General features: G+C 63.1%; 10 protein-coding genes and 1 pseudogene. 3 read left to right on the plus strand and 8 right to left on the minus strand.

What is annotated here, in order from left to right:
• From Q0O99_RS16300 to Q0O99_RS16310, 3 genes are all read right to left on the minus strand, one after another.
• Positions 1–337: Rieske 2Fe-2S domain-containing protein (locus Q0O99_RS16300; protein ID WP_293753028.1), on the minus strand; the 337-nt coding region annotated here is incomplete at its 3' end.
• Positions 338–351: 14 nt separating this feature from the next.
• Positions 352–1,020 (minus strand): HAD family hydrolase, encoded by a 669-nt coding sequence (locus Q0O99_RS16305; RefSeq protein WP_293753029.1) that lies wholly within the window; start codon positions 1,018–1,020, stop codon positions 352–354.
• On the minus strand, positions 992–1,993 hold the full coding sequence (locus Q0O99_RS16310; protein WP_293753030.1) for an RluA family pseudouridine synthase: 1,002 nt from the start codon (positions 1,991–1,993) through the stop codon (positions 992–994). Before Q0O99_RS16310 ends, Q0O99_RS16305 begins: the two co-directional genes overlap by 29 nt.
• A gap of 592 nt (positions 1,994–2,585) precedes the next feature.
• Here Q0O99_RS16310 and Q0O99_RS16315 point away from each other — a divergent pair.
• Positions 2,586–5,678, plus strand: coding sequence for an Rne/Rng family ribonuclease (locus Q0O99_RS16315; RefSeq protein ID WP_293753031.1), 3,093 nt, complete (start codon positions 2,586–2,588; stop codon positions 5,676–5,678).
• Positions 5,679–5,751: 73 nt separating this feature from the next.
• On the opposite strand, the gene Q0O99_RS16320 is transcribed toward Q0O99_RS16315, so the two are convergent.
• The 4 genes from Q0O99_RS16320 to hemC are packed head-to-tail and all read right to left on the minus strand — an operon-like array spanning position 5,752 to position 9,871.
• On the minus strand, positions 5,752–7,047 hold the full coding sequence (locus Q0O99_RS16320) for a heme biosynthesis HemY N-terminal domain-containing protein (RefSeq protein ID WP_293753032.1): 1,296 nt from the start codon (positions 7,045–7,047) through the stop codon (positions 5,752–5,754).
• A gap of 5 nt (positions 7,048–7,052) precedes the next feature.
• Positions 7,053–8,120, minus strand: a complete 1,068-nt coding sequence (locus tag Q0O99_RS16325; protein ID WP_293753033.1) for a uroporphyrinogen-III C-methyltransferase — start codon at positions 8,118–8,120, stop codon at positions 7,053–7,055.
• Entirely contained in the window at positions 8,117–8,941 is an 825-nt protein-coding gene (locus Q0O99_RS16330) for a uroporphyrinogen-III synthase (protein WP_293753034.1), read from the minus strand. The genes Q0O99_RS16325 and Q0O99_RS16330 overlap by 4 nt, the downstream gene beginning before the upstream one ends.
• Before the next feature lie 9 nt (positions 8,942–8,950).
• On the minus strand, positions 8,951–9,871 hold the full coding sequence (gene hemC, locus Q0O99_RS16335; protein WP_293753035.1) for a hydroxymethylbilane synthase: 921 nt from the start codon (positions 9,869–9,871) through the stop codon (positions 8,951–8,953).
• Positions 9,872–10,034: 163 nt separating this feature from the next.
• Between hemC and ppc the strand changes: the two genes are divergently transcribed.
• Positions 10,035–12,884 carry a phosphoenolpyruvate carboxylase gene (gene ppc, locus Q0O99_RS16340; protein ID WP_293753037.1) on the plus strand — a complete coding sequence of 950 codons (2,850 nt, stop codon included), beginning with the start codon at positions 10,035–10,037 and terminating at the stop codon, positions 12,882–12,884.
• Positions 12,885–13,129: 245 nt separating this feature from the next.
• On the opposite strand, the gene hrpA is transcribed toward ppc, so the two are convergent.
• Positions 13,130–17,134: an ATP-dependent RNA helicase HrpA gene (hrpA, locus tag Q0O99_RS16345; RefSeq protein ID WP_293753036.1), complete on the minus strand. Its 4,005-nt coding sequence runs from the start codon at positions 17,132–17,134 to the stop codon at positions 13,130–13,132.
• Positions 17,135–17,220: 86 nt separating this feature from the next.
• Between hrpA and Q0O99_RS16350 the strand changes: the two are divergent.
• Positions 17,221–17,375, plus strand: a pseudogene (locus Q0O99_RS16350) (N-acetylglutamate synthase); the annotation flags it as partial.

Below are 17,375 nucleotides of genomic sequence, written 5' to 3' on the forward strand. Positions count from 1 at the left end.
CAGTATGCCAGTGAACCACGCCGTCACGTTCTGAAAGGTCTATTTTGACCAAGCCACCACGACAAGGCCCGCCAGAACAAGCGCCGGTATCGGGCTGGTACGCGGCGCCATGCGTGGCGCACATCAACCACCGACCTGTGTTGTCAAAAAAACGGTCCGGCTGGACATCCATCTCCATGGCCACATGGGTGCAGCGGTTCAGGTAGCCATGCACCTGGTCTTGGTATCGGATGGCAAAGGCCCGGCAAGTCTGCCCGGCGTACACGATGTCAAAAGGCACAGCCCGTCCACCGTTGACCAGGTCGGCGCTGTTGCACAAAGGGACCATGGGCTCCATCAGCGGTCCTTGTTTCAAGCGTGTTGCAACAACCAGTCGTGCAATTCGCGCACGCTGTGCGCCACATGGCGCGGCTGGAGCACATGAAAGGCCTCGGGTTCGTGCGCCCCATAACTCACGGCCACGCTGGCACAACCGGCATTCAGCGCCATTTGCAGGTCATGCGTGGTGTCGCCAATCATCAAGGTGCGCTCGGGCTCTGCACCAAATTCGCGCATCAATTCGTGCAGCATCAAGGGGTTGGGCTTGCCCGCTGTCTCGTCGGCCGTACGCGAGCCATCAAACACGCCGCGCAGTTCGACCGCCTGCAAAGACTCGTTCAGGCCGTGGCGACTTTTGCCGGTGGCCACGGTCAGCCAATGCTGCCGGGCTTTGAGGGCGTCCAGCAAATCCAGCACGCCTTCGAACAGGCTGATGTCGTGCTGGTGCTGCAGGTAATGGTGGCGGTAGCGCTCCCCCAAGGCCGGGTATTTGTCCTTGGGCACATCGGGGGCGGCATGGGCCAGCGCAGGCAGGAGCGACATGCCAATCACATAGGAAGCGGCTTCGCGGGTGGGCTCTTGTCCGCCCACGTCCACCACGGCGCGCTGAATACATCGGGTGATCAGGGCAGTGGAGTCGAAAAGCGTGCCATCCCAATCGAAAGCGATCAGGTCAAACTGGCGGGGTCTGGTGTGGGGCATGGTCGATGTAGGCTTTCAGTTCGGGGGGTAAATCGGCTTGCAAGGCCACACGCTCGTCCGTCACCGGGTGGTTGAACTGCAAGCGCCAGGCGTGCAAAAACATGCGTTTGAGGCCCGCACGGGCCCCGGGCTTGAGCAACTGACGATTCCACTCGAAATCACCATATTTGTCATCGCCCGCGATCGGGTGCCCTTGCGACGCCAGGTGCACCCGGATCTGGTGGGTGCGTCCGGTCTTGATGGTCACCTCCAACAGCGTGGCGCTAATCAGGCGTTGCGCCACCTTGACCAGCGTGATCGAACGCATGCCATCCGGGTCTTCGGGCGAGGTCACCCGTACGCGGCGTTCACCATCAGGCAAAAGGAATTTAAGCAAGGGCTGGTCGATCACCTTCAGTTTGGAGGGCCACTCCCCTTTGACCAACGCCAAATAGGTCTTGCCCGTCTCGCGCTCCCGAAACTGTTCTTGCAAATGTTTCAAGGCGCTGCGCTTTTTGGCCACCAGCAAAATGCCACTGGTGTCGCGGTCCAGTCGGTGCACCAACTCCAGCAGCTTGGCCTCTGGGCGCGCCTGGCGCAATTGCTCGATCACCCCAAAGCTGACGCCCGATCCACCGTGAACCGCCACCCCGGCTGGTTTGTCGATGGCCATCAGGCTGTCATCTTCAAAAAGAGACGGAAATTCGCGCCCCGGCGCTGGACGCTCGGCTTTTTCGACCACTTTGTCGGACACGCGCACAGGCGGCAGACGCACCTCGTCGCCGTTTTCGACCCGGGTTTCAGCCGAAGCGCGGCCTTTGTTGATGCGCACCTCGCCGCTGCGGATGATGCGGTAGACGTGGGTTTTGGGCACGCCTTTCAAGTGGCGCATCAAAAAGTTGTCCAATCGTTGACCGGCCGACTCTTCATCCACCAACAACCATTTGACGGCGGGCGTCGCAGCAGCGGACTTGGCCCCTATAATGTGATTCACTGGCAATTGGCTGTAAGTGGTTGATTCAAATGGAAATGAATTCCTGCAAAGCTGGAGTTTAGTTCACCCCCACCGCACCAAACCAGATGGTCGATGCCATCCCCGGCACGATTTGCAGACTGAAGGCCAACGCCAACAGTGGCAAAACGCCCCGGAGGTTGAGCCGACGCCCTGAAAACCCAGATACGGAATACCCCAAGTTCAGCAGCCCAATGGGCTGCTGGGCGGATCAAAGCGAGATGGTTGTGTTGTTCGGAACTTTGCTGATGTACTTGGAACGGCTCACGAAGCCATGCCCCATCGTCATGCTGGGTGCCCGGCAGTTTGTCTTAGACACCGGGGAAATCCCCCGGCAGTGGATGAATCTGTGCACGCCTTTTGCCTCGCCCCATCCACGCGCCACGGTCCCCACTCCTGTGCTCACGCACAGCTGAATGGCGATCATCTTCGGCAATTCCCTTCGTTTCAGGCGTCAGTTCAGGCAACGTGGGCTTCGTGGTTCCCAAGAACCCGAAGCCGGTTGTGTAAACAGGTTTTCGTGCGCAGGCATTTTTCTGCGCCGAAGCCAAGCTGACAAGAGAAGGAACGCATCATGAAACGGATGCTGATCAACGCCACGCAAGCTGAAGAGCGCCGCCTGGCCATCGTCGACGGACAAAAACTCCTCGACTACGAAATAGAAATCGAAGGACGCGAGCAGCGCAAGGGCAACATCTACAAAGCCGTGGTAACACGCGTCGAGCCCTCTCTGGAGGCATGCTTTGTGGACTATGGCGAAGACCGTCATGGCTTTTTGCCCTTCAAGGAAATTTCGCGCCAGTACTTTGCTGAAGGCGTGTCCGTCAGCCAAGCCCGCATCCAAGATGTCATCAAAGAGGGCCAGTCCCTTTTGGTGCAGGTCGAAAAGGAAGAGCGCGGCAACAAGGGCGCAGCACTCACCACTTTCGTCAGCCTGGCGGGCCGCTACGTGGTGCTCATGCCCAACAACCCCCGGGGCGGTGGCGTCAGCCGCCGCATTGAGGGCGATGACCGCGCCGAACTCAAAGAGGCGATGGACCAGCTGGAGTACCCCAAGGGCATGTCCATCATCGCCCGCACCGCAGGCATCGGCCGCTCCGCGCCCGAGTTGCAGTGGGACCTGAACTACCTGCTCAAGCTGTGGACCGCGATTGACGGTGCCACCCAAGGCAAAGGCGCTTTCCTGATTTACCAGGAATCGAGCTTGGTGATCCGCGCGATTCGTGACTATTTCAACAACGACATCGGCGACATCCTGATCGACACCGACGACATCTACGACCAGGCTCAGCAGTTCATGAGCCATGTCATGCCCGAATTCGCGCCCCGCGTGAAGCGCTACCGCGACGACGCGCCGCTGTTCAGCCGCTTCCAGATCGAGCACCAGATCGAATCGGCCTATGCCCGCACCGTGCAACTGCCTTCGGGCGGTGCCATCGTGATCGACCACACCGAAGCCTTGGTCTCGGTGGACGTGAACTCGGCGCGCGCCATCAAGGGCGGCGACATCGAGGAAACCGCCACCCGCACCAACCTGGAAGCCGCCGACGAAGTAGCACGCCAGATGCGTCTGCGCGATTTGGGCGGTCTGATCGTGATCGACTTCATCGACATGGAAGAGGCCAAGAACCGCCGCGAAGTGGAAAACCGCCTGCGCGACGCGCTGCGCCAGGACCGCGCCCGCGTGCAGTTCGGCTCGATCAGCAAATTCGGCCTGCTGGAAATGAGCCGCCAGCGCCTGAAACCGGCCTTGTCTGAAGGCGCGTCCATCCCATGCCCACGCTGCGGCGGTGCGGGCCACATCCGGGACACCGAGAGCTCGGCCTTGCAGATCCTTCGCATCATCCAGGAAGAGTCCATGAAGGACAACAGCGCCGCTGTGCACGCCCAAGTGCCGGTTGAAGTGGCCTCCTTCTTGCTGAACGAAAAGCGCTCCGAGATTGCCAAGATCGAATTGCAGCAACGCATCAACGTGCTGCTGGTGCCCAACAAATCACTGGAGACACCCCACTACAAACTGGAGCGCCTGAAGCACGACGATCCACGCTTGGACCGCATTGAAGCCAGCTACAAGATGGCCGAAGAAATCGAAGACGCGACCACCGTGACGCGCCGTTCGCAAGAGCCCACCAACAAGCAAACGCCAGTCATCAAGGGCGTCCTGCCTGACGCCCCTGCCCCCATGGCTCCTCCCAAGCCCGAGGCCCCCATGGCTGCGGCCAAGCCGGAGGCAAAAGCCGCCGCCGCAGTCCCTGTTGCAGCACCGGCAGCCGCCGCTTCGGGTGGCTTTTTTGGTTGGTTGAAAAACCTGTTCGGCGGCACTGGTGCCGAGCCCGTGGCCGCACCTGCGGTCAAGCAAGAAGAAAAAGCCCGCGAAGGTCGCCGTGAAGGTGGTCGTGAGGGTGGCCGCGAATCAGGCCGTGATGGCCGCCGTGGTGGTCGCGACGGCCGCCGTGGCGAACGCAGCGAAGGCGCGGCTGGTGAAGTCCGCGCCCCCCGTGAAGGTGGTCGCCGTGGTGAAGGCCGAATCGAAGGTCGTGAAGGCGAAGCCCGCCCTCCTCGTGCCGAACGCGGTGAGCGCTCAGAGCGTGCTGAACGCACGGAGCGTGGCGAGCGCAGCGAGCGCCCCAACGGTGATCGCCCCGCCCGTGAAGGCCGCCGCGATGGGCGCTCGGGCCCACGCGGTGACAACCTGGTTGAAGGCCAGCGCACCGACAGCCTGAGCGAAGGCCGCAGCGATGCCCAGCCCGAGTTGAATGGCGAAGGCAGCGAAGTGCGCACAGAGCGCGCCCCACGCGAAGGTCGTGACGGTCGCCGCGAACGTGGTGAGCGCGGCGGCGAAGGCCGCCGTGAGCGTGGCGATCGCCCTGAGCGCCGCCCAAGCGACGCCACCGATGTGAATGCGGCAGAAACGGCATTGGGTTCAGATCAGAACGCTGACGCCAACGCCGCAATCGAAGGCTCCAGCGCTGCCGAAAACAGTGAGCGCCGCGAACGCCGCTCGCGGGACCGCTACGGCCGTGACCGCCGCGAACGCGCTGGCGAAACACGTCAGGACACAGCTGGCGAGCAAGCCCCAGCCGAAGACACCGCCGAGCCCAGCCGCGTGAGCGCCCAAGCCCTGTCCGATGACCGTCCTGCCCCACGCTCTTATTTTGAACGGGCCCAACAAGCGGCCGCCACATCGGAACCCACCCCGTCGGCAGCGGCCCCGCAAGCCAGCCAGGAAACTGCAGCAGCTGCCGTCACGCAAGTAGCCAATGGGGTTGAAGCTGTGGCAGCGCCGGTGGTTGAGGCCGTGAGCACGGCACCAGCCCCAGCAGTCCCCGTGACCGCTGCGCCAGCGCCTGCCGTAGCCCATGTGGCCACAGCCAGCACGGCGCAAACCGCCAGCACGCCGCCAACCGAAGTCGTTAGCGCGGCCTTGCCTGCCGTGGCCAGCTACACACTGCCCCTGGACAGTCTGCAGCAAGTCGCACAAAACTCGGGGCTGGTGTGGGTGAACTCGGACAGCGACAAAGTCGCCGCCGTGCAAGCCGCCATCGCGGCCGAGCCCACAGCCATCCGCGTGCCACGCGAACGTCCACCCGCCGTGGTGTTGAATGAAGGCCCGCTGGTGCTGGTCGAAACCCGCAAAGACCTGAACACACTGCAAGTGCCGTTCTGATCTGCGCCAAGCGCGCGAAAGCGACATGAAAAAACCGGGCTCAGGCCCGGTTTTTTTTCTGCCTGTTGGCGTTTCAGTCCCTGGACACCCTTGCGGCCGCCTTCCAGGCAGCGGCCGCCTCCACCGGGTCCTGGCGCTGCTCGGCCAATTCGGCCAAGGCGATCCAGGCTTGGCGCTGGAGCACGGGGGTTTGCAGGTTTTTAACGGCCTGACCCAGCAGGCTTTGGGCCTTACCCCACAGGCGCTGGCGCAGGCACAGCATGCCAGCCAAGTACTGAAGATGTGCCGCCCGCGGCCGCGACTGTTGAGCGCTTTCCAACCGGGACAACCAGACAAAGGCGTCCTCGGCTTGCAGGTCGGGCAAACAAGCCTCCAAGGCCTGCACCACGCGAAGCAGCTGCGCATCTGACCAAGCCGGGGGGGAGGCTTGCATGGGCATCCACAGATCTTGCAGCCAAATTCGGGCCACAGCGGCAGGGCCGCCGAGCTGCAACCAACGCAAGGCCGCCTCGGCCGCCACCAAAGGCATCAGCCTTTGACCAGGGGACAGGCCCTTCCAGACGCGCAGCAAGGCATCGGGATCATGTGTCTGGGCCAACAATTCCAAAATGAGGCGGGTCACCAGACTTTCGGCGGCCTCCGGAGAAAATGCACGGTGCTTGGCCAGCAAAGTGGCGGTTTCCAGGGCCTGCGCTGGCTGACCGGCCAATCGGGCCGCCTTGAGCTGCAGCCGCATGGCCGCCATTCGGCGACCCACAGCAGGGGGCAAGGTACGCAGTCGCTCCAGACTGGCCTTGGCATCACGGTCGTCGAGCGACCACCTGGCAGCGCGCAGCTGCACGCCCTCGAGCAAGGTTTGGCGCTCGGCCCCAGAGCTCGCTTGCGCTTGCGCCAGGGCCCGGTCCAGGTGCTGCTGCCTTTGGGCCCTGTCCTGCAACGCGTGACTGGCCTCGGCGGCCATGATATGGGCCAGCGTGCGCAAAGACACCGCATGGTCCAGCACGACACCTGAGGCCTGCAACAGGGTTTCTTTGGACAGTGTCTGCTCGGCGGCCTTGCGTGCCCGCAAGTACCGCCCCGCCATCAAATGGCCCATCGAATCGAGCAAAGCCGCATGGCTGGCCCGCTCTTTTTGCTGCAGCCGCCAGCGTTGTGCGCGTTGAGGCAACGCCAAAAAGGCTTCAAGAGCACGCTGTGCCAAGACCACCACCAGCACCACGGACAAGACGACCAGGACCGCCAGGTTCAGTGAAATGTCGATCCGATGCGGAAACAAAAACAAGGTCACCGTCCCCTGGTTGTTACCCGCCAACCAGGCCCCTGCAGCCGCCAAGGCGAACAAGGTAATCAGCCACAAGGCAGCGCGCATGGGGTTTACCTTCCTGCCGCAGCGGTGTTCAGCGCTGTCAGCGTAGCTTCGATGCGCGGCAACTCGGCCGTGCGCACCTGTTCGCTGGTTTGTTCCAGCAACTGCAGCAACTGGCTGGTTCGCCGCGATTGGGGCTCAGCATAACGACGCACCAGCACGGCTGCGGCCCCCAGGTCATTGCGCACGCCCTCTTTTTGCCGCGCCAGCAAACCCAGGCGGGCATTGAGCAATTTGAGTTTGAGGTTCTCACGCAAGAAAAAAGCCTGCTCGGGCGAGATCAAAGCCGCCTCGGGCGCTTCAATACTGCTGACCCGCACCAATCCCTTGATCTGGTCGCCCGTGCGGGTCAGAAGGGTCATCCACCAGGTGGGCTGCGTTTGCGCGCCCAAGACGGCGTCCTGCTGGCGGATCTGGCTTTGCGAGGCACGCGCGGTGTTGGCCAGTGTCAAACCCTCCACCAAGGCCACCCCATCATCGAGTTTGACCATCAAACCAGGTATGTCAAAGGCGGGCAAGTTTTTCAGGCGCTCCAGGTCATTTTCAAGGGCCCGCGACACGGGCATCAGGCGCGGCTGGGCGGCACGCTGCACCCGTTTTTGGGCCGACTGCAAGGCCGCCAACAAAGGCTCGGTACTGCCGGTCATCTGGGCTTGCTGCTGCGCGAAGCGCAGGGCAGACTCGATGTCCACCACCAAGGTTTCATCGCGCGAGCGCGACAAGCTTTGCATCAAATCTTCCAGTTGGGTGCGCTGCAAGGCCACCTCGGACAGGCGAGCCTCCATAAGCGAGACGCGAGCGGTGCTGTCTTGAACGGTTTCCTGCGCCTGCTTTGCCCAGGTCTTGGCCTCCAGTGCCAGCAAACCCGTGTCGGCACTTTGACGAGCCAGTTGCTCCTGAATGCGCGAAAGCTTTTGCCACAACAGCAGCGACACCAACAGGGCGATCACGGCAACAGCCCCCGCCAAGGGCACAAGCCATCGGTGGTGCGGCGCAGACGGCAAGGCCGTGGCCGACTCAGGCACGGGCTGGGCCTTCGGTTCGCCTTGAAAATCTGCGTTGTTCGGAGTGGTCATGACAGCGATTTTATCGACTGAGCTTGTGCGTCCACGTCCGCAGGCACCAGATCCACCTGACCCCAACCCGACTGATGCAGCCGCTGGGCAATGCGTGGGTGGGTGGCCAGCGCCCTCGCCTGTGACAAAGGCAGGTCATGGCAGACCTGCAAAAGGTGCTGCGCCGCCTCGGAGCTGCTGAACAGCCAAGCGCTGCCATCGCGCGCAGCCTGCCACGCCAGGCTGTGCTGCGCAGGCGTCAACTGTGGGGCCTGGCGAGAATAGGCCACCGTTTGCAGCACATGCACGCCGGCACCTTGAAGCTGTATCGCCAGCCAATCACGTCCAGCCAATTCGCCCCCGGCGTCCGCCCCGCGCACAATCAACACGGAGGGCCTGGCAATGGATGCGGCCACCGCCGCCTGAATTCGCTCAGCCACCAAAGCCCACAAGGCCTCCGAATCGAACTGAGGCGCCCCCACGTCGGGCGAGTCGATGAGGCCCTCAGGCCAACCCGTCTCGCGCAAAGCGGCGCGGGTGCCCGGGCCGGTAGACCAGGCACGGCATCCCGAAAAATCCAGGCCCGCAGGCCGTGTCGCCATGAAAAAACGCACGGCATTTGCACTGACGAACATCACCGCCAAATGATCAGGCACCGCCTGCCAAGCCTGCGCCAGCGCCGAAGGCTCGGGCAAGGCGGCAATCTCCATCAGGGGCAGGATCTCACACAGCACGCCCCTCGCCTGCAAGGCCTCGGCCCAAGCCCGGGCCTCACGCTCGGGCCGGGTCACGATCACCCGCCAAGGGGCAGGGGCCAAAGGAGCTGAAGACGCCAGCGCCATGTCAGCGCTTCAATGTGCTCCGCCGTCGCGCAAAGCCTGCGCCACGCTCAGGCCCAGTGCCTCGGCGGCTTGCAAGCCATCGGTGCTGGCTTGCGCATCGGCCGTGACCAAGGTGGTCGCACCCTCCGGGTCACCCCACGCCGCTTGCAGCTTGAGCACACCACCGTCCTCGATGGTGGCGTGCGCCGCCAAAGGCATGGAGCAACTGCCGCCCATGGCGCGGCTCACCGCCCGCTCGGCCGCCACGCGCCGCCACGACGGTGCATCGGCCAGCGGTGCCAGCAGGGCGCGCAAATCGGCCCTGTTGCTGCGGATTTCAATGCCCAATGCGCCCTGCCCAGCGGCGGGCAGCATTTGGTCAGTTTCAAAAATATGGCGAATCCGCTCGCTCATTTCAAGGCGCTTGAGGCCCGCAGCCGCCAGCACAATGCCCGCGTACTGGCCTTCGTCGAGTTTGCGCAGGCGAGTGTCCAGGTTGCCGCGCAGGGGCTCGATTTTCAGGTCGGGGCGCAGCGCGCGCAGCAACACCGTGCGGCGCAGGCTGGAGGTGCCGACCACCGCACCCTGGGGCAAATCTTCCAGGCGGGCGTATTGCGGCGAGACCCAGGCGTCGCGCGGATCTTCGCGCTCCATCACGCAGGCCAGCTCAAAGCCCTCGGGTATGTCCATGGGCACGTCCTTGAGCGAATGCACCGCGATGTCGGCATGGCCCTCTTGCAGCGCCACTTCGAGCTCCTTGACAAACAGGCCTTTGCCACCGACCTTGGACAGGCTGCGGTCCAGAATTTGGTCGCCCTGGGTGGTCATGCCCAGCAACTTGACCGCGCAGCCCAAGCCCTCCAGCAAGGATTTGACATGTTCGGCTTGCCACAAAGCCAACCGGCTCTCACGGGTGGCGATGACGATGGCGGTTGGAGTGGTCTCAGTCACAGCAGGTTTCCTGAAAAAATTTGACCCATCAAAATGAAATCAAACAGTAATTTTTGTCTCTGCCGTCGATGCTAGCATGGCGTCAAGGGACATTGACACCCCCCTTCACACGGCTGCGCACCCAGTGCACCCGCACTTTCACATCCTCAGCCCCCAGCACCCGATGAAACAGGCCACGCCAGACCCTGCCTTGCCCCCCGCCAAACCGGCCAGCAGCACCCGCGAAAAACGCGACAGCGAGCGGCCCCTGGTGGAAGACATCCGATTGTTGGGCCGCATTCTGGGCGATGTGATCCGAACGCAAGAAGGCCCCGAGGCTTACGAGTTGGTCGAGCAAATCCGCAAGCTCTCAGTGGCTTTCAGGCGCGACGCCGACCACGAAGCCGACCAGGCCCTGAAAAAGTTGCTCAAAAGCCTGCCGGGCGACCGCGCTGTGAGCGTGATCCGCGCCTTCACTTATTTCAGCCACTTGGCCAATCTGGCCGAAGACCGCCACCACATCCGCCGCCGCGCCCTCCACGAGCGTGCGGGCCACACGCAAGAAGGCAGCATTGATGTGGCCTTGCAAAGATTGCGCTGGGCGGGCATCACGCCCAAAAGCATCTCGGACATGCTGGCCACCAGCTATGTCTCGCCGGTGCTCACGGCCCATCCGACAGAAGTGCAGCGCCAAAGCATTCTGGACGCCGAACGCGACATTGCCCACCTGCTGACCGAACGCGACGCCATCAAGGCCCGCGCCGCTGCCGTCAACGCCGCCAAGGACGCCCTGACGCCCAAAGAGTTGGCCGCCAACGAGTGGCACATGCGCGCCCGTGTGATGCAGCTGTGGCAAACCCGTTTGCTGCGCTTGACCAAACTCACCGTGACCGACGAGATCGAAAACGCGCTGAGCTATTACGAAGCCACGTTTTTGCGCGAAATCCCCAAACTCTATGCCGAGCTGGAACAAGCCCTGCCCGGCCAGCCGATTGCCAGCTTTTTGCGCATGGGCCAGTGGATTGGCGGTGACCGCGACGGCAACCCCAACGTCACCGCGCAAACGCTGGAACACGCCCTGACCCGACAAAGCGATGTGGCGCTGCGCCACTACCTGACCGAGGTGCATGCTCTGGGCGGCGAGCTGTCGCTGTCGGCCATGCTGGTGTCCTTTGGCCCCGACATGCTGGCCCTGGCCAAACGCTCGCCCGACACCAACGAACACCGCCAGGACGAGCCCTACCGCCGGGCACTCACAGGGATTTACGCCCGCCTGGCCGCCACGCTGAAGCAGTTCACGGGAGGTGAAGCCGCCCGCCACGCCGTGGCACCACAAAATCCCTATGTCAGCGCCGAAGACTTCCTGGCCGATTTGCGTGTCATCGAAGCGTCTTTGTGCAGCCACCACGCCCAAGCCCTGGCCGCCCAGCGCCTTCACCCCTTGATCCTTGCGGTGGAGGTGTTTGGCTTTCATCTGGCCACGGTGGACCTGCGCCAAAGCTCCGACCAGCATGAAGAAGTCGTGGCCGAATTGCTGACTGCGGCCCGCGTGGAAAAACACTACAGCCAGCTCGACGAGCAAGCCAAACAAGCCCTGCTGCTGGGCCTGCTGAACGACGCCCGCCCCTTGCGTGTGCCCGGTGCCGACTACACCGTCCACACGGTCTCCGAACTGGCCATTTTTGAGACCGCCAAGCGCATGCTGCGCAGCTTCGGCAGGCAGGCCATCCGCCACTACATCATCAGCCACACCGAAACCGTGAGCGATTTGCTGGAGGTGCTGCTGCTGCAAAAAGAAGTGGGGCTGCTGCGCGGCACCCTGGACGCGCTAGCGCTCAACGACCTGATCGTCGTGCCCCTGTTCGAAACCATCGAAGACCTGCGCAACGCCGCGCCCACCATGCGCGACTTTTATGCCCTGCCCGGTGTGGCCGGGTTGGTCCAGCGCTCGGGCGGCGAACAAGACATCATGCTGGGCTACTCGGACAGCAACAAGGACGGCGGCATCTTTACCAGCAACTGGGAGCTGTACCGCGCCGAAATCGCCTTGGTCGAAATGTTTGACCAACTCAAGGGCAGCCACGGCATCACCTTGCGCCTGTTCCACGGCCGGGGCGGCACCGTGGGCCGGGGCGGTGGCCCCAGTTACCAAGCCATCCTGGCCCAACCCCCGGGTACCGTGCGCGGCCAGATCCGCCTGACCGAGCAAGGCGAGGTGATTGGCTCCAAATACGCCAACCCCGAAATCGGCCGCCGCAACCTCGAAACCCTGGTGGCCGCCACTTTGGAGGCCACGCTGCTGCAACCCACCAAACCCGCCACACGCGCATTCCTGGACGCAGCGGCCGAGCTGTCCGAGGCCAGCATGGGCGCCTACCGTGCCTTGGTGTACGAGACCCCCGGCTTCACCGATTACTTTTTTGGGGCCACCCCGCTGAAAGAGCTGACCCAACTGAACATCGGCTCACGCCCCGCCTCACGCAAGGCCCTGCAAAAAATCGAAGACCTGCGCGCCATTCCGTGGGGCTTCAGCTGGGGCCAGTGCCGCCTGACCCTGCCCGGCTGGCTGGGCTTTGGCTCGGCAGTGGCCGCCTTTCTGGACAAAAGCGAGGCCGCCGAGCGCAAAGCCGCGCTGGCCTTGCTGCAGAAGATGTACCGCCAATGGCCGTTTTTCCGCACCCTGCTGTCCAACATGGACATGGTGCTGGCCAAGAGCGACTTGGCCCTGGCCTCTAGGTATGCCGAACTGGTCAGCGACGCCCGCTTGCGCAAAAAAATCTTCACCGCCATCGAGGCCGAGTGGCACCGCACCGCCGACGCGCTGGCCCAGATCACCGGTGAGAAAAACCGCCTGGCCAGCAACCCCGCCCTGGCCCGCTCGATCCGCCACCGCTTTCCCTACATCGACCCGCTGCACCATTTGCAGGTTGAACTCATCCGCCGCTACCGGGCTGGCCTGGCCGACGAACGGGTGCAACGCGGTATCCACATCAGCATCAACGGCATTGCGGCGGGGCTGCGCAACACGGGCTGAAATCGCCCTGACGCAACCACACATGCGCAAAGACAATTCGCCAGCGGAACGCCAGCATGCGGGCGTCTTGCGCGCCTTTGCAAGTGGCCACCAGTGGCCATTAGCCTTGTTCTTGGGGATCACCTCTGAGTCAATGAGATCCAAGGATGGCGGATACCCCAATCGCTTCGGCGAATGCAGCTTGGGTCATGGCCAACTCTTCCAGCGGCTCGTGCAAGAAGTCGCCTAGGCAAAGACTGCCGCCCTCAGTGATTCAACTGCCCCCAAGCCTTCTCCAGCCGCTTGATGCTGACCGGCTGCGGGGTGCGCAGCTCTTGCGCGAAGAAGCTCACGCGCAGTTCTTCCAGTAGCCAGCGGAACTCCAGCATGCGGGCGTCTTGCGCGCCTTTGCGTTCGGCCACCAGACGCCAGTAGCGTTGCTCTTGGGGTTTGAGCTCGGTCAGGCGCTGGGTGTCGCGGGCGGGGTCGGCGCGGTATTTGTCCAGGCGCTGGGTGATGGCTTTCAGGTAGCGGGCGCAGTGCTGCAGCTGCGGCCACGGGGTGGTGGCCATGAAGTTTTTGGGCACCAGGCGTTGCAGTTGCGCTGTGCAGTCGGCCGTCGCCTCGGGTGCGTTTTTGGTGTCCTTGATCTTGCGGGTGGCCGCGCCAAACTCCAGCAAGATGGTGCCCGCCAGGCGGGCCACTTCGTTGGCGATCAGCGTGAGGCGCCCCCGGCCCTCTTCGATGCGGCGCTTGAACGTCAGCTCGTCGTTGGGCAGCGGGCCCTGCAAAAAGGCGCGGTCCAGCGCCACGTCGATGATCTGGGTTTTCAGCTCATCGGCCGAGCCCAGCGGCATGTAGGCCACGGCCATTTTTTGCAGGTCGGGGATGTTTTTTTCAAGGTACTTGAGCGCGTCTTTGATCTGCAGCGCAAACAGGCGGCGCAGGCCCGCGCGGTTTTTGGTGGCGGCCACATCGGGCTCGTCAAACACCTCGATGGTGACGGCGTCTTGCACGTCCACCAGCGCCGGGAAGCCAATCAGGGTCTGGCCGCCTTTGCTGATTTCCATCAGCTCGGGCAGTTCGCCGAAGGTCCAGGCGGTGTAGCGCTGAGGGGCGATGGGGGCTTGTTTGGCGGGGGTGGCTTTGGCGGGTGCTGTACCTGTGCGGGCATGGATACCCGCGTTCGCAGCCATGACATCTTCTTTTGTCACACCCGACTTGATCGGGTGGCCATGGGGGTCATGGATACCCGCGTTCGCGGGTAGGACAGATGAAGCCACTTTCAGTTGCGCCAGCGCCTGGAACGCGCCACGCGCTTTGGCACCCAACTCGCCTTTGAGCGCGCCCAGGTTGCGGCCCATGCCCATTTGGCGGCCGTGTTCGTCCACCACGCACAGGTTCATGAACAGGTGCGGGCTGAGCATGTCGTGTTTGAAGTCACCTCGCTTGATGTCCAGGCTGGTTTCGTCGCGGGCTTTTTTGAGCAGCACGTCGGTGAGCGACCCGGCACCAAACAGCTCAGGCGCAGACAGCTCGGCGGCCAAGCGCGTGGCCGATTCGGGCAGCGGCACAAAGCGGCTGCGCGGGCGCTGCGGCAGGCTTTTGAGCAGAGCCTGAATCTTGTCTTTGAGCAAACCGGGCACCAACCATTCGCAGCGGTCTTCGCTCACCTGGTTCAGCACAAACAAAGGCACCGTGACGGTGACGCCATCGCGGGCGTCGCCCGGCTCGTGCAGATACATGGCCTGGCAATCGGTGCCGCCTAAGCGGATGTGTTTGGGGAAGGCCTGCGTGGTGATGCCTGCCGCTTCGTGGCGCATCAGCTCCTCACGGGTCAGCATCAACAAGCGCGGCTGCTTGGCGCTCTCATGACGGTACCAGTTCTCCAACAGACGGCCACTGCACACATCGGCGGGCAATTGCTGGTCATAAAAGGCGTAGATCAGCTCGTCGGCCACCAGCACGTCTTGACGCCGTGACTTGTGTTCCAGCTCTTCGACCTTGGCGATCATTTTGTGGTTGGCGGCCAAGAATGGCAGCTGGGTTGCCCACTGGTCGCCCACCAGCGCTTCACGAATAAAAATCTCGCGTGCGCCGTGCAGGTCAACCCGGCTGTAGGGCGTGCGCCGGCCACTGTAGACCACCAGGCCATACAGCGTGGCCCGCTCCAGCGCCACCACTTCGGCGGACTTCTTTTCCCAGTGCGGGTCGAGCAGTTGTTTCTTGAGCAAATGCACGCCGACCTGCTCCAACCACGGCGGCTCAATCGCCGCGATGCCCCGGCCAAACAGGCGCGTGGTCTCCACCAGCTCGGCCGCCACGATCCAGCGGCCCGGTTTTTTGCTCAGGTGCGCACCCGGGTGTTTGTGGAATTTGATGCCGCGTGCGCCCAGATAGGCCTCTTCGTCTTCGAGTTTGTAGCCCACGTTGCCCAGCAAGCCCGCCAACATGGACAGGTGCAGCTGCTCGTAACTGGCAGGCTGCGTGTTGATGCGCCACTTGTGCTCGGCCACCACCGTGAGCAGCTGGGTGTGCGTGTCGCGCCACTCGCGCACGCGGCGGATGTTGATGAAGTTCTGCCGCAGCAGTTGCTCGTATTGGCGGTTGCTGAGTTTGTGCTGCGGCGCTTCTTGAATTGGGGTCAGATCCCGATTGTTTTGACCTGGCTGGCCAGATGGCGTTAATTGGGATCTGACCCCGATTGATTTGGATGGGCCGCCCCGGGCGTCGTGGATCCATTTCCACAGTTTCAGGTAGCCGGTGAATTCGCTCTTGTCGTCGTCGAACTTGGCGTGTTGCTGGTCGGCTTGGGCTTGGGCGTCCATGGGGCGGTCGCGCACGTCTTGCACGCTCATGGCGCTGGCGATCACCAGCACTTCGTCCAATGCGTTGCGGCCACGGGCTTCCAAAATCATTCGGCCTACGCGGGGGTCCAGCGGCAGGCGGGCCAGCTCTTTGCCAATCGGCGTCAGCTCGTTGTCGTCATCGACTGCGCCCAACTCGGCCAAGAGTTGATAACCGTCGGTGATGGCGCGTTTGGAAGGCGCTTCGATGAACGGAAAGTCTTCCACCACGCCCAGGTGCAGTGACTTCATGCGCAAGATCACGCCCGCCAAAGACGAGCGCAAAATTTCGGGGTCGGTGAAGCGCGGGCGGCCTGCAAAGTCTTTGTCGTCGTACAGGCGAATGCAAATGCCATTGGCCACGCGGCCGCAGCGGCCCGCGCGCTGGTTGGCTGCGGCCTGGCTGATCGGCTCGACCATCAGTTGCTCGACCTTGCTGCGCAGGCTGTAGCGCTTGACGCGGGCGGTGCCGGCGTCGATCACGTAGCGGATGCCCGGTACGGTGAGCGAGGTTTCGGCCACGTTGGTGGCCAGCACGATGCGGCGGCCATTCGATGCCTCAAAAATCTGGTCTTGCTCGGCCTGCGACAGGCGAGCAAACAGCGGCAGCACTTCAGCGTTGCGGATCAGCGGTTGGTGCGCCAGGTGCTTGCGCAGGTGGTCTGCGGCTTCGCGGATCTCGCGCTCGCCCGGCAAAAAGATCAGGATATCGCCCCCTGCCCCGCCTTGCCAGAGTTCGTCCACGCCGTCGGCCATGGCCTCGTTCAGGCCGTAGTCACGAGTCTCTTCAAACGGGCGCCAGCGCTGCTCCACCGGAAAGGTGCGGCCCGAGACCATGATCACCGGGGCCGGGCCGTTGCGCGAGGCAAAGTGCTTGGCAAAGCGGTCGGCGTCGATCGTGGCCGAGGTGACGACGATTTTCAGGTCCGGGCGGCGCGGCAGGATCTGGCGCAGGTAGCCCAGCAAAAAATCGATGTTCAGGCTGCGTTCGTGCGCCTCGTCGATGATGAGCGTGTCATAGGCCTGCAGCAGCGGGTCGGTTTGGGTTTCGGCCAGCAAAATGCCGTCGGTCATGAGCTTGACCGAGGCGTTTTTGCTCAACCGGTCTTGAAACCGCACCTTGAAACCCACCACCTCGCCCAGCGGGGTCTTGAGTTCTTCGGCAATGCGCTTGGCCACCGAGCTGGCCGCAATGCGCCGGGGCTGGGTGTGGCCGATCATGCGGGCGCGTTCGCCGGGCTTGGCGTTGAGCTTGCCGCGCCCCAGCATCAGCGCGATTTTGGGCAGCTGCGTGGTCTTGCCCGAGCCGGTTTCGCCGCACACGATGATGACCTGGTGCTGGTCCATGGCGGCCATGATGTCGTCACGGCGGGCCGAGACCGGCAGACCTTCGGGAAAATCGATTTGGAGGGGGGAGTCGGACAAGGCGAAAACTTCTGTGAAAATCAATGCAAGAACAGTCGAGATTATCCCAGCCCCCAGCATTGACCGCACAAAACGCCCCACAGCCCATGTCCACAGTTTTCAATTTCACCTTCGTGCCCTGGTTCCGGTCGGTGGCGCCTTACATCCACATGCACCGGGGCAAGACCTTTGTGGTGGGCATCGCGGGCGAAGCGATTGCGGCGGGCAAGCTGCAAAACCTGGCGCAAGACCTGGCGCTGAT

Source organism: Limnohabitans sp. Rim8, assembly GCF_945901735.1.
Taxonomy (GTDB): Bacteria; Pseudomonadota; Gammaproteobacteria; order Burkholderiales; family Burkholderiaceae_C; genus Limnohabitans_A.

Bases quoted from the DNA above. Each gene is read 5' to 3' on its own strand.
- Q0O99_RS16330 (WP_293753034.1), bottom strand. From the start codon at position 8,941: ATGGCGCTGGCGTCTTCAGCTCCTTTGGCCCCTGCCCCTTGGCGGGTG.
- Q0O99_RS16305 (WP_293753029.1), bottom strand. From the start codon at position 1,020: ATGCCCCACACCAGACCCCGCCAGTTTGACCTGATCGCTTTCGATTGG.
- Q0O99_RS16315 (WP_293753031.1), top strand. From the start codon at position 2,586: ATGAAACGGATGCTGATCAACGCCACGCAAGCTGAAGAGCGCCGCCTG.
- ppc (WP_293753037.1), top strand. From the start codon at position 10,035: ATGAAACAGGCCACGCCAGACCCTGCCTTGCCCCCCGCCAAACCGGCC.
- Q0O99_RS16325 (WP_293753033.1), bottom strand. From the start codon at position 8,120: ATGACCACTCCGAACAACGCAGATTTTCAAGGCGAACCGAAGGCCCAG.
- Q0O99_RS16320 (WP_293753032.1), bottom strand. From the start codon at position 7,047: ATGCGCGCTGCCTTGTGGCTGATTACCTTGTTCGCCTTGGCGGCTGCA.